This window comes from Pseudoalteromonas sp. SG43-6, assembly GCF_014164365.1.
Classification (GTDB): Bacteria; Pseudomonadota; Gammaproteobacteria; order Enterobacterales; family Alteromonadaceae; genus Pseudoalteromonas; species Pseudoalteromonas rhizosphaerae.
The window spans coordinates 1-13,939 of the sequence record NZ_JACJEZ010000076.1; the positions used below are offsets into that span (position 1 = coordinate 1).

The following is a 13,939-nucleotide window of genomic DNA, read 5'->3' on the forward strand; positions in this document are numbered from 1 at the left end:
CTCTGCTGCAAGCTCTGGCTCTTCTGCAAGCTCAGGTTCTTCTTCAAGCTCTGGTTCTGCTGCAAGCTCTGGCTCTTGTTCAATAGTTACTTCTGGTTCGTCGACTAAACTTGATGCAATAGATTCAACGTCTTCGACGTCTAGTTCATCTTCTACATTCGATAACTCTTCCATCGAATCAGAAAGAGCTTCATCTAGCTGCGTGCTTTGTGCTTGATCTGTTAAACTTTCAATATCACCGAAGTCAAACTCATCGTCTTCTTCAATAAATGCAGATCCGGCTTCTGGTTCCGATTTTTCTTCAGCAGCATCCTCTAATAAACTATCGATATCACCTAAATCAAATTCATCATCATCTTCTACTAGTTCAGTCTCTGCGGCAGCTTTTACAGCGTCTTTTGTTACTTGCTCATCACCTTCATCAATCAAGCTGTCAATGCCAGCTAAATCGTCAGGTTCATCTGCTGTGAGTTCAGGCTCCGCTGAGGGTGTTACAGCGTCCTCAGCAGCTTCTTTATCGCCAGTCTCATCAATTAGACTGTCAATATCGTCTAAATCAAATTCATCTTCTTCAACCAGCTCTGGCTCTGCTGTTGCTTTATCGCCAGTCTCATCAATTAGGCTGTCAATATCGTCTAAATCAAATTCATCTTCTTCAGCCAGCTCCGGCTCTGTAGTTGCTTTATCGCCAGTCTCATCAATTAGGCTGTCAATATCGTCTAAATCAAATTCATCTTCTTCAGCCAGCTCCGGCTCTGCAGTTGCTTTATCGCCAGTCTCATCAATTAGGCTGTCAATATCGTCTAAATCAAATTCATCTTCTTCAGCCAGCTCCGGCTCTGCTGTTGCTTTATCGCCAGTCTCATCAATTAGGCTGTCAATATCGTCTAAATCAAATTCATCTTCTTCAGCCAGCTCTGGCTCTGCTGTTGCTTTATCGCCAGCTTCATCAATTAAACTGTCAATATCGTCTAAATCAAATTCGTCTTCTTCAGCAAGCTCTGGCTCTGCTGTTGCTTTATCGCCAGCTTCATCAATTAAACTGTCAATATCGTCTAAATCAAATTCGTCTTCTTCAGCAAGCTCTGGCTCTGCAGTTGCTTTATCGCCAGCTTCATCAATTAAACTATCAATATCGTCTAAATCAAATTCATCTTCTTCTGCCAGCTCTGGCTCTGCTGTTGCTTTATCGCCAGCTTCATCAATAAGGCTGTCAATATCGTCTAAATCAAATTCGTCATTATCGCCGTCATTCTTACCTGTCGGTTGATTACTATTTTGTTCATCAATCAATGCATCAATGTCAAAATCATCACCTTCATCTGCTAACTCTTCACTGAGTGCTGCTAAGTCATCATCTGAATCAAGCGAGTCATCTAATTCAGCAGTCGGTTCATCGCTGTCATTAGCAAATAAATCATCTAGATCTGCTGCACTTAAAATATCGCCATCATTGTTGTCGGCTTTAATATCTAAATCAATGTCGTCACCTAAGCTATCATCATCTGCTTGATCAAAATCTTGCTGCATGAAGATATCAAGTTCATCATCTTCTTTAGCTTCGTCACTTTCATCAGAAAATACAATGTCGTCGCTCAGTAAGCCATCTAATTCGTCTTGATTTAATAAACTGTCACCATCCTCAAACGCATCATCAATATTGTCATCAAAAATAATATCGTCGTCATCTGGTAAAATATCGTTCTCAAGATCATCAAGCTGAATACTTACATCATCGTCTTCTTGAACTGGATCTGGAATAATTGGATCAAGTGATGGTCCTAAGTCAACATCATCCTCTGTTGTATAACTAGGGCTTTGTGGTAAAAATTCGTCATCATCTGTGCTTTCATCTTCTTTATTACGTTTACGTAAAAACATCACGATTGCAAAGATGATCAATAACGCTGGAATTGTCATTAATAAAATAAGAACTAGCGGATTGGCTAACAGCCCAGCAAAGTCAAACTCACTAGTCTCTTCGAGCTTTTTTGCTTGTTGTTGCTCTATAATTTCGTTCTGTTTTGCAATCAATTCAGAAAGTTGGCGTTGAATTTCACTGTCTTTACCAAGTTGCTCACGAATATTTTCAAGCTCTTTAGACACACCAGTTAACTGTTGCTTTAATTTATTGTTTTCAACTAAAATTTCTTCGACATTATCAACTGACGACTTGAACTGCTTTTGTAATTCAACAAGCTGACTGCCCTGTTGGGTTTTAATGCTGTTGATTTCTTGTTTTAATTCTTGCTTAGCTTCATCAACATCCACTTTGCGTGCTTGAGTTACTTTGGTTTGTGAAGCAGTAATTTCGCTGTTCGTAAGCGTGCCATTTTTCTTTTTTTCCCATAGCTCATCATCTTGCTCTGAGCGCTGTTTGGCAAGCTCCGGGCTTACTGCGCGGATATCGGCTAAGGTAGGAATTTTTAAATACGCACCATCGCGCATATGATTGAGATTTTGATCTAAAAATGATTGCGGATTTTTTTCATATAGAGCCTGCATAACCTGATAAATACTGACGGAGTTATCTGGTCGCACTTTTGCAGCAATACGCCATAGCGTATCGGTTGGCTTTATTGGCCCAATAGAACGCCCTTGAACGCCATAATCAACGCCTTTAGGGCCTTTAAGTTGGCTGCCGTCTTGGGAGTATATCGGTGTTACCACCAATGCAGACGCTAATAAGAGGAGTGTAGCTAAACCGCGCATGCTGATCCTTTAATGTTTAAATGTTAACGCAGCGCCATTAAATTAGACGCTTAAACATTGATTATTTCTTGCAGAAATAACGTACATAAATAAATAGTTAATTAAGTCTTTCCTGCAAGCTCTATTCCAGTTGCAAACTATAAACCAGTTGCGGCTTAATATCCATCGCAACACTTTGATACGTAATAGCTTAAACTTTATTAGCCGGAAGAGTTTTTTATCGTTAAGATTAAGTTTATACGCTTTTAGCAGCTATGCGGCAATTATTTGGCAGTTAAAAAATAAAAAAGCGACAAACTGCCGCTTTTCTTGCTTTTAATTAAAGATAGTTCGCTATCAACTCTTCAGCTATTTGCACGCTGTTCGTTGCGGCCCCTTTACGGGTATTATCACTTACAACCCACATATTTAAACCATGCGGATGTGAGATATCTTGACGTAAGCGCCCTACATACACAATGTCATTACCACTTGCATCCGTAACCGGGGTTGGGTAATCCCCTTCGTCTTCTATAAGTTCAAGCCCTGGCGCGTCATTAAGTAACTGTTTTACATGTTCAAAGTCGTACGGCATACGTGTTTCAATGTTAATCGCTTCTGAGTGACCAAAAAATACCGGAACTCGTACACACGTCGGATTAACAGCAATTGTGGTATCACCTAGAATTTTATGGGTTTCGTTAACCATCTTCATTTCTTCACGGGTGTAACCGTTATCTTCAAAAGCATCAATTTGTGGGATAACATTAAACGCCATCTGCTTTGGAAATATTTCGCTATCTACAGGGCGTGCATTCATTAAATTAGCAGTTTGTTTTGCAAGTTCATCAACCGCTTTTTTGCCTGCACCCGATACTGCTTGATAAGTAGATACATTAATACGATCGATGCCGTATGCATCATAAATAGGTTTTAATGCCACCATCATTTGAATAGTTGAGCAATTAGGATTAGCAATGATATTGCGATTTCTAAAATCAGCAAGGCTTGCTGCATTTACTTCTGGCACAACCAGTGGTATTTCAAAATCATTTCTAAAGTGCGAAGTGTTATCAATTACTACACATCCTGCATCAGCGGCAATAGGTGCGTATTTTTCTGACACACTGCCACCAGCAGAAAATAAACCAATATGCGCTTGGCTAAAGTCAAACCCTTCAACGTCCTGCACTTCAATAGTTTCACCACGAAACTTAATATCTTCACCAGCGCTGCGACTACTTGCCAATAAAAATAATTGATCAACAGGAAACTTACGATCTTCTAACGTTTCAATAATTTGGCGACCAACAAGACCTGTAGCGCCAAGTACGGCAACATTATATTTTTGTGACATGTGTATTCCTCGTTTAACAGCCGCCATTGTGGCCGCTGTTTAAATTTTAAGTTATTCGACTACGAAACCAAGCCCTTGCAGCAAAGGCGAATATGCGCCTGCACCTAGCACTTTGACTGTGCTAAATTCACGTCGAATGGGGTAGTTTTTACGTAAGCTATCAAACCCTTCACTTGCTAAGTTGCATCGCAAAATACCATCATCACGACGCACATCGTAAACCAGATGGATCAACTGACCTAAATCAGCTTCGCTAAAGGTTTCTTGTAATGTAACTTGGGTAAACGCGGGCACTGGTAAAAAATCAGCTAATGCTTTGCCTGTTTGCAAACCTTTAAGCTCGCACAACTTTTCATAGAGCATTTGCGTGCCACGTGCTTTACCCTCTAAGGTATGGCCTGCGATATGGACACTGGCATAACGCACAAACTCAAGCAATTCAGTTAATATAGAAGGTTCGTTTTCCCATACATCTAATACCACATCGAGCTTGGCACCACCGCGCATAATTTCCAGTAGAGCATGATTATCGACCACATCGCCGCGACTGGCATTAATCAAAATAGTGCCAGGTTTAAGCGCTGCTAAACGCGCTTTGTTCATTAAATGCAAGGTACTATGTTTACCGGTCGTTACTAACGGCACATGGAAAGTGACGATATCCGCTTTACTCAACAACTCATCAATATCTGTATGCTCGGCTAATTGTCCCGCTTCATGCTTAGGTGGATCGCATACTAATACAGTGACATTAAGCGCGGCTAATTTATCTCGCAAACAGCTACCAATACTGCCCACTCCGACAATCCCAATGGTTTTGTGTTCCAAGGTGCAGGCATTTTCTTGGCACAGTGCAAACAAGCTACTGATCACATATTCAGCCACAGCAACGGCATTACAACCAGGTGCGCTCGTAAATGCAATATCACGTTGTTTGAGTAAATCAGTATCAATATGATCAACGCCGATTGTCGCCGTACCTACGTAGCGTAATTTATTAGCATGTATTAACAGTGCTTCATTTACTGAGGTTACCGAGCGAGTTAATAATACATCAACATCAATTAGCTGTTCGCTTTGTAATGTACGACCATCAAAACGCGTTACTTCACCAAAATCAGCAAAATATTGCTCAACAAGTGGCATGTTTTGGTCTGCAAGAATTTTCATTAACAAGTCCAGTAAGCACTAAGAGCCGCTATTGTAACGAACATAGCCGACTTTGAAAACGAAAAAGCCGAGCAAGTTGCTCGGCTTTAATTGTAATTTGGCTTTTTAATTAGCCTTTATATTTACTCATCACTAACGTGGCGTTAGTACCACCAAAACCAAAACTGTTAGACATAACAGTATTTAGTTCAACGTCTTTACGCTCAGTGATAATGTTTAAGCCTGCAGCTTGTTCATCTAGCTCATCAATATTGATTGAAGGCGCAACAAAGCTATGCTCTAACATCAATAGTGAGAAAATAGCTTCATGCACACCAGCGGCGCCCAGTGCATGGCCTGTCATTGCTTTAGTCGCGCTGATCATCGGTGAATTACCACCAAATACTTCTTGAATTGCTCCTAACTCTTTTACATCACCTACTGGTGTAGATGTACCGTGAGTGTTTAGATAATCAATGCTGTCAACGCCTTGCATTGCTTGACGCATACAACGTGCAGCACCTTCACCTGATGGTGCAACCATGTCATAGCCATCAGATGTTGCGCCATAGCCAACAACTTCAGCATAAATGTGTGCACCACGTGCAAGCGCATGTTCAAGTTCTTCAACAACAACAATACCGCCACCACCAGAGATAACAAATCCATCGCGGTTAGCATCATAAGTACGAGAGGCTTTTTCAGGCGTTTCGTTATATTTAGTAGAAAGTGCGCCCATTGCGTCAAATTCCATTGCCAATGTCCAGTGAAGCTCTTCACCGCCACCGGCAAAAACAACGTCTTGTTTGCCTAATTGGATTTGCTCAACTGCGTTACCAATACAGTGTGCAGAGGTTGCACATGCTGAACTGATTGAGTAGTTAACACCTTTAATTTTAAATGGTGTTGCTAAGCATGCCGATGTTGTACTGGCCATGGTGCGCGGAACCATATAAGGACCTACACGTTTTACGCCTTTTTCACGTAAAATGTCAGCCGCTTCAACCTGCCATTTAGATGAACCACCACCGGAACCCACAATGATACCCGTGCGCTCATTTGATACTTGATCATCAGATAAACCAGAATCTGCAATTGCTTGTGCCATTGAGATATACGAATACGCAGCGGCATCGCCCATAAAGCGCATTGCTTTACGATCAACAAACTCTTTAACGTCAATATCAATTTTGCCAGATACGTTACTACGTAACTTATATTCAGCAAATTCTGGGTTAAAAGCGATTCCGCTCTTACCTGTTTTTAACGATTCTAATACTTCTTCTTTGTTGTTACCGATGCTTGATACAACACCGATGCCCGTAATAACGGCTCTTCTCATGGGTAATTACCTTAGCTTGATACTAAATTGTGTTCTATTTTACGCTGAAACTTACAACGAAGTGGTCAGCTTTCTAGCGTACACTTGTACTCTGAACCTCTAGCTTATAAATAACGCCAGACTATTTCAAAGAAAACACGTAAAATAATGAAAAAAAGTACTCATTAATTGCATGCCATGATTAAAAACGCTGAAATTCACTTTAATAACTTAGGTACACCCGTTGCAGACAACTTTAACGATGTCTACTTTTCGAACGATGATGGCCAAGCTGAGTCTGATTATGTGTTCTACCAGCAAAATAATATGCCTCATCGATTACAAAATCATGACCGTGCACATTTCGTTATCGCTGAAACTGGTTTTGGTACTGGGCTTAATTTTTTAAATACATGGCAACAATTTAAAAATCATCTAACCAGTAGGCAACATCAAAGCCAAGAAGTTCACAACTCAGCACAACAGAATGTGCAGCGCTTACATTTTATTTCTTTTGAAAAGTATCCGATTAAAACAGACGATCTGCAAAAGGCATTGCAAGTATGGCCTAGTTTAGCACCATTGAGTAAACAGTTACTTGCTAAGTACCCGATTAATTTGGCTGGTTGCCATCGTCTTGAATTTGATAATGGTCGAATTATACTCGATTTATATTTTGGCGATGTGCAAGAATCACTCGCAGCTATAAGCTACCCGCAAACAGGTATTATCGATGCGTGGTATCTAGATGGCTTTGCACCGAGTAAAAATCCAGAAATGTGGCAGCCAGCCTTATTTAATTCAATGGTGGATATTTCTCGTAGTAATGCCACGTTTGCAACCTTTACGGTTGCAGGTGTTGTACGTAGAGGTCTTGCTGATGCAGGGTTTGCGGTACAAAAAATCAAAGGTCATGGCAAAAAAAATGAAATGCTGATTGGTTCTTTAGCCCATGCTAACCAAGCACAATCGGCGCCACCTTATCTGGCTCATCAGCAAAGTTCACTTAAAAACGTTGCCGTCATTGGCGGAGGGATAGCCAGCAGCGCTATTTTATATAGCTTGGCGAAACGTGGGGTTAACAGCCAACTTTTTTGCCAAGATCCCCAACTCGCGATGGGCGCATCTCATAATGTACAAGGTGCGATTTATCCGCACTTACAAGCAAAAAACTCCCCGCACAGTGAGCTTTTTGCGCACAGTTTTTTATATGCGAAACGACTTTATCAGCAACTCACTGAGAATGGCTTTCACTATGATCATCAATGGTGCGGCGTATTACAACACGCGATCAAACAACCCTTAGTTGAGCGCCATCAAAATATTGAACATAAACAGCTGTGGCCAGATGAACTCATGCACGGCGTAACGCCTGAGCAAGGTGATGAAATTGCCGGTGTAAGTACAGGCTACTCTGGCGTATATTTCCCGTTAGGTGGATGGGTTAACCCACCACAATTAGTGAGCGCTCTGTTCCAACAAGCCCATAAACTCAAACCAATTAAAAGCCATTTTAATTGTGATATCGAACAGCTTGAGAAAACCCCGCAAGGCTGGCTGTTATTGAGCCAAGGGCAACAGTTTGGCCCATTTAGTGACGTTATTGTATGTGCTGGTGAGCACAGCGACCGTTTTGTACAAACTCAGGCTCTGCCAATTGTTGGCGTGCGTGGTCAAGTATCCCATGTACAAGCAAGTCCTGCATCACGTAAACTAAAAACCGTGCTATGTCATAAAGGCTACTTTACTCCTGCTTATTTAGACCATCACTGTATGGGCGCAACATTCGAGAAGAACTCAAAAAGCCGCGCAGTCAAAGACCAAGACAATCAAACAAATCGCGAGCAACTGCTTCACTTTTATGGACAAACCGACTTTGCCAGTAGTCTAGGTGAGATCACGGCAGCTAAAGCCGCTGTACGTTGTAGTTTTATTGATCACCTCCCTATGGCCGGAGAATGGCCGCAGCAAAGTGATTATATTCACGCGTTTGCCAATTTACGCGCAGGGAAACGCTATCAATATCAATCCTTACAAAAACCACAACAAGGACTACACATACTCACAGGCTTTGGGGCTCGTGGCTTATGCAGTGCGCCCCTGTGTGCAGAACAATTAGTTGCTGCACTTAACAATGAACCACAGCCTTTGAGTGAACGAGTAAGCCAAGCGATTCACCCAGCCCGCTTTATTGTAAGAGATTTAATTCGAAATAAAATTTAATTTAGCAAAAATAGCGTGTAGGAACCAATATGATAAAAATAATAACACCACTGCTGTTAGCAATAAGCCTAACCTCACTGACTTGCGCTGCAAATTTAGACAGCGTTCCGCTACCAGCTGATTTTAAGTACTCATTACAAATTGCCGATGACTACCCACTGATACAAACTGGCTATGTTGCTCAGTCGATTACAAAAGTGAGTGCTTTTTATCAACAAGCTTTAGGTAAGTCTGAGCTTATTATCGGTGATAATAAACGCCGAACGTTGTTTTATACCATCGACAAGAAAACCGTGCGGATCAGCTTATATGCTCGTGACTACCGAACCGAAATAGCGATTATGATCACGCAACCATAATCGCTTGACGGCGAACTGATCTGAATACGTATGCATAAAACAAATTGTTAAGCTTATAGCAAAAGCACCAAAGCAAAACGAGGCCCGATACCGTGAGACCCGAAGCTAATGGCTTAAAGGTGATCACTATCTTAAATACCCTAATTTATTTCCGATGTTAGAAGGTAATCGCTTGCCCAACAAGCGGATCATCTTGATAAGACAGTTAAGTAGCTCAATGATCTTGAAAAGGCATTGTCGCTAAACTTGGGTTGTTTAAGTATTAAATACAAAAACGGCTAGAAAGCTAGCCGTTTTTATTTACGCTTTAATGACTCCTAAAATTGATATTGGAATCCTAGCGCCCATTCATTCACATCGTTTTCTCTTAGCTTATAATGGCTATAGTTAATTGAAACATCTGTATTTTCAAGCACTGGATAAGCTAATTGCCCGCCCAAATAAGGGCGTGTATTGGTGTCACTATATGTAATTTTTTGCCCCGTAGATGAGCGGCTATCGATTGAATAATGATAATGGAAAGCCCCTACAAAAACCTTACTCTTAACTTGGCCCAACAGCGGAAATACATAAGCTGTTTGTATCGCAGGTCCTTGTGACAATACCGGCACGGTTTGTGATACATTCAATTGCGCGTTACTTGGATCAAGCGTATCTCCAACAAAGGTCATACTACCTTCGCCTAAGTTGATATAGCGTACGCCAAATTGCCAATTAGTCGCTAAGGAATAAATTGCGCCTATTGACCAACTAATATCGGTATCGTCGTATTCAGTATTCGCTAATTCGACTGATTGATTAGTTGTGGTTGAGCCTGCAACGGCCGCATAACCAATAGTGCCATCCATAGACCACTCACCTGCTAGTACAGGCTGACTGACTACCGCAGCCGTAGCGAGTAAAGCCCATGGCGTCAGTTTTGATTGGCGACGTATAAAGACTAAACCAATCATTAACAACACCATGGTGCTGCCTAAACTACCTGATGAGCTATTTTTAACCGTGGTGGTTGTATAAGCTTTTACGGTCACTTTTACTTCTCCTTTAGCTTCAGCACCTTTACTGTCAGTCACTGTGTATTCAATTAAATCAACACCTTCAAAACCTACTTTAGGTTGGTAATTCAATGTGCCATCGTTATTTATAGTGACTGTTCCTTGCGTAGCTTGCGCGCTTATTAAACTAAGTGCATCACCATCCGCATCGCTGTCATTGGAGAGTACATCAATAACTATTTGCGTGCGGTCGTTGGTGCTTGCAGTATCAGCAATAGTTGTTGGGGCACTGTTTACTACCACACTAACAGTCGCTGTACCAAAGGCTGTTCCACCTTTACCATCAGACACACTGTAGTTGATTGTTGCAGTACCAATAAAATCAAGTAATGGTTGATAACTAAGTTGATTATTAACGATTGCTACCTCACCAAAATCAACACTTGCACTGGTGAGCATCAATACATCATTATCTGCATCGCTATCATTACTGAGCACATCAATAACAATACTATTACCTAGTGCAATAGTTACTTGATCTGATTGTGTAACAGGCGCGCTGTTATTACTACTCATAACGCTAACGCCGCCTGGATCAACAATTTGACCATTCGCTACGCCATCAGCATCATTGATACCACCATCAGTTATGCGTAATTGTACACACCAGTCACCTTCTTTAAGCCCTTCTTGCCACAGCTGACTATTTGGTGAAGGGCAATACCCTTGCTCACCTTGAGTAGAATAGACCTTATCGCCGTTGCTGGTATTAAAGTCAATCCACTCATTATTGATAAGCTTTCTATAAATCGCCCCCGCTGGTATTGGCATTCTTTGCGGAAGCACTATGTGGTAGTTTTCACCTTTTTGCTCCATGGCGGTTACTATAAAGCTAAAGTAACCACCAGAGTTATCCATCCCAACATCTGCAGGCAATTCATTTTCAAACAATTGTGCTGCGCCACTGCTATTTTGTATGCTTGAGAATGCTTTTCTTAAACATGCTCCCGCATCCCCCTCGACAAGAAACTGCGCGGACTCATTTACTTGCTCAGGTAATACATTACATTCATTAATATTATCCAAATAATCAGGAATACCATCACGGTCATTATCTTGTAGACCTTCGATATTGTCTGGTATTAAGTCATTATCAGTATCGGCAGTTGTTAACTCAGGTAACTGAGCTACCACTTCAACATAACTGGTCACTGTAGTTGATAAGCTATCCACAGCGTCATCTGTTGCGGTTACTGCTATTTCATAAATACCAATATCGAGTTCAGCTGTAGAGAACACAAATATATCAGCCGCATTACCTAGATCAACAATCCGTTCATCTGCTGCTTGCCAACTGAATGAAATATTATCTCCAGGGTTATTATCTGTTGCCAACGCTGTAATTGTTACGAGATCGTCACTGGCTAAAACAAATGGCCGAGGCTGATTATTTTGCTCCGTTATCGTAACTAAGCTTGGTGCTATATTACTCTCTGAAATAGTCATAATATTAGAGGCTTGCGCGCCAGTATTAAGGCTATCGTCAAGCGTTATAACTATTGTTTCATCCGCTTCAATCTCACTATCTGCAAAGACTCTAAAGTTGATCTCACCAACGAGGCCTTGTTCAATAACCACTTCACCGCTGATTAAATCATGATCATCTGATGTTGCGGTTCCAGATACGCTGTAAGGTACAGTGACAGGATAACTTGCCGCTGTTCCATTCAAGTAAACCCGAGTGGTATAACTTTGATCCTCAGCAACAACTTTATTTTTACCTAGTGATATTTGCGGGTGAACCATTACTTGCTGGCTAGCCATTGTGGTTTTACCACTACTGTCTGTCGCTTGCCAATACACTTGATGTACACCTGGCGTAAACAACATACTTTGATTTAAAGTTGCGACTGGTAATCTGTTTTGCTCGCTATCAAACGCAAGAGCTGTACCCAGCTTAACTCGAGTAAACAATCCTGTTGCATCAATATCCACATCAGCTGGAGGTGTAATGGTTGGTGCACCTAGTTGGCCATCAGTAAAGTTAATAAAAGCAAACCCTGTGCTTTGTGCTTGCGCGGGGTCGGCAATAATATACTCAACTTTAATAGTGCCTTGGTTACTTGCGCTAAATTGATAGACAAGCTGCTGGTCAACAATACTCACTGTACCCACTGACGCCCTAGCACCAATAATTGTTATTACATCACCATCAACATCAGTATCATTCGCCAATACATCAAGTATATAACGGCCGCTTTCTGTTCGCGCTAAGTCAAAGGTATCTTCCACAGCAACCGGTTGATCGTTTACTGACTCAACAGTAATTAACGCCGTAGCTATAGCTGAACTTGTTTTACCATCAGTCACTAAATAGCTAAAGGTGTCGCTACCATGATAATCAGCCTGTGGCTGATAACTAAATACCGTTCCTTGCACCGTTAAGCTACCAAACTGTGGTTGAGTGACCACTTCTATAACTAAATTGTCGTTATCACTGTCACTAACCTGAGCACTGACACTGAGGTTATTATCTTCTTTAACGCGCATTACCATATCATTAGCAACAGGCGGCGCATTCACATACGTTACATCAATACTAAATGGGTTAAGCGTACTGCTTAACTGCCCATCGCTTACGCTGATCAAAATATTACTATATAGACCAACGTCATCTCGTGTCGGTATACCACTTAATGTACCACTTGTGCTATCAAACGTTGCCCAACTCGGCTTGTTCGCAATCGTCAATGATAAACTGGTATTATCAATATCCGACACAATTGGCGTAAATGAGTAACCTGTATCTTGCGCGATTGATGTTGCAGGTGAACCGCTGATTGTTGGTGCATCGTTAACATTCACTACTGTCAGTGTAAATGGGGTTAAACTTTGACTTGCAATCCCATCCGTTACACGCACCGTGATGCCTGCATAACTTCCTACATCAGCATTGCTTGGTCTGCCTGATAGCTCCCCTGTGGTGGTATCAAAGTTCAACCAACTTGGTTTATTTTCAATACTGAAGCTGAGGTTATCGCCATCATTATCTGTCGCTAGTGGTACAAAGCTATATAAGTCATTTTCATTAACCGCTAAGCTTGGTACTCCAGTAATCACTGGCAAATCGTTAATACTATTAATCGTTACTGATACTGTGCTCGGTGCTGAATCAAGTAATCCATCATTCGCTATATAACTAAACTGATCGTCACCAAAGTAATTTGCACTGCCTTGATAAGTAACTTGCTCACCTGAGATAGTCGCAGTGCCATGAGTTGGTTGACTAACGATTGTATAGATTAATGTATCACCATCAACATCACTACCGAGTAAGTTCATAACGACTGGCATGTCTTCATCAGTAACGCCGGTTTGTAGACCAACAACTGGCGCGTCATTCACTGCGGTGATAACTAACGATACCGGCGTTATTGTTGAATCTAATAGTCCATCATTAACAACAAAGCTAAAGCCATCACTGCCGTTATAATTGGCGTTTGGCGTATATAACCAACTATCATTACTTTGCTGCACAAGCGAGCCATGTAATGCGCCTTCATCAAGACGATAGCTTAGATCATCGTTCTCAATATCTGAGCCAACCAAGGTGATCAAAACGCTATTATCTTCTGCAAGTATTAAGCTTTGCGGAATACCTAAAGGCGCATCATTGACTGGGTTTACAGTCATGGTGACAGTAGCAAGGTTAGATATCGCGCCATTGCTGTCTTTAACTGTGTAAGTAAAGCTGTCGTCACCATAGTAATCTGCATTGGCGGTGTAAATGATTGCCCCCGTTGCGGTTACTTGAGTTTGCCCATTGCTTGGTGCACTGACAACC

7 protein-coding genes are annotated in these 13,939 nt (G+C 41.5%); 2 read left to right on the forward strand and 5 right to left on the reverse strand.

Translation table 11 applies throughout. The annotated features are described in order from the left end of the window. The 4 genes from H5201_RS20955 to fabB all read right to left on the reverse strand — a co-directional run. A partial coding sequence (locus tag H5201_RS20955; RefSeq protein WP_310736957.1) for a FimV/HubP family polar landmark protein occupies positions 1-2,712 on the reverse strand: 2,712 nt, incomplete at its 3' end. A gap of 319 nt (positions 2,713-3,031) precedes the next feature. Next, positions 3,032-4,048, reverse strand: coding sequence for an aspartate-semialdehyde dehydrogenase (locus H5201_RS20960; RefSeq protein WP_182785310.1), 1,017 nt, complete (start codon positions 4,046-4,048; stop codon positions 3,032-3,034). 51 nt (positions 4,049-4,099) lie between these two features. Continuing rightward, entirely contained in the window at positions 4,100-5,218 is a 1,119-nt protein-coding gene (locus tag H5201_RS20965; RefSeq protein ID WP_145241504.1) for a 4-phosphoerythronate dehydrogenase, read from the reverse strand. Positions 5,219-5,327: 109 nt separating this feature from the next. Further along, entirely contained in the window at positions 5,328-6,539 is a 1,212-nt protein-coding gene (fabB, locus tag H5201_RS20970) for a beta-ketoacyl-ACP synthase I (protein ID WP_145241506.1), read from the reverse strand. A 177-nt stretch (positions 6,540-6,716) separates the two neighbouring features. Here fabB and mnmC point away from each other — a divergent pair, with 177 nt between their 5' ends. After that, positions 6,717-8,741 carry a bifunctional tRNA (5-methylaminomethyl-2-thiouridine)(34)-methyltransferase MnmD/FAD-dependent 5-carboxymethylaminomethyl-2-thiouridine(34) oxidoreductase MnmC gene (gene mnmC / locus H5201_RS20975; protein ID WP_182785311.1) on the forward strand — a complete coding sequence of 675 codons (2,025 nt, stop codon included), beginning with the start codon at positions 6,717-6,719 and terminating at the stop codon, positions 8,739-8,741. A 29-nt stretch (positions 8,742-8,770) separates the two neighbouring features. Continuing rightward, complete coding sequence (locus H5201_RS20980) at positions 8,771-9,100, forward strand: hypothetical protein (protein WP_182785312.1); 330 nt, start codon at positions 8,771-8,773, stop codon at positions 9,098-9,100. Positions 9,101-9,417: 317 nt separating this feature from the next. Here H5201_RS20980 and H5201_RS20985 read toward each other — a convergent pair. Then, a partial coding sequence (locus tag H5201_RS20985) for an Ig-like domain-containing protein (RefSeq protein ID WP_182785313.1) occupies positions 9,418-13,939 on the reverse strand: 4,522 nt, incomplete at its 5' end.

What these genes read in the sequence shown, in the direction of transcription:
- H5201_RS20960 (WP_182785310.1), bottom strand. Translation starts at nt 4,048, where the DNA reads ATGTCACAAAAATATAATGTTGCCGTACTTGGCGCTACAGGTCTTGTT.
- H5201_RS20965 (WP_145241504.1), bottom strand. Translation starts at nt 5,218, where the DNA reads ATGAAAATTCTTGCAGACCAAAACATGCCACTTGTTGAGCAATATTTT.
- fabB (WP_145241506.1), bottom strand. Translation starts at nt 6,539, where the DNA reads ATGAGAAGAGCCGTTATTACGGGCATCGGTGTTGTATCAAGCATCGGT.
- mnmC (WP_182785311.1), top strand. Translation starts at nt 6,717, where the DNA reads ATGATTAAAAACGCTGAAATTCACTTTAATAACTTAGGTACACCCGTT.
- H5201_RS20980 (WP_182785312.1), top strand. Translation starts at nt 8,771, where the DNA reads ATGATAAAAATAATAACACCACTGCTGTTAGCAATAAGCCTAACCTCA.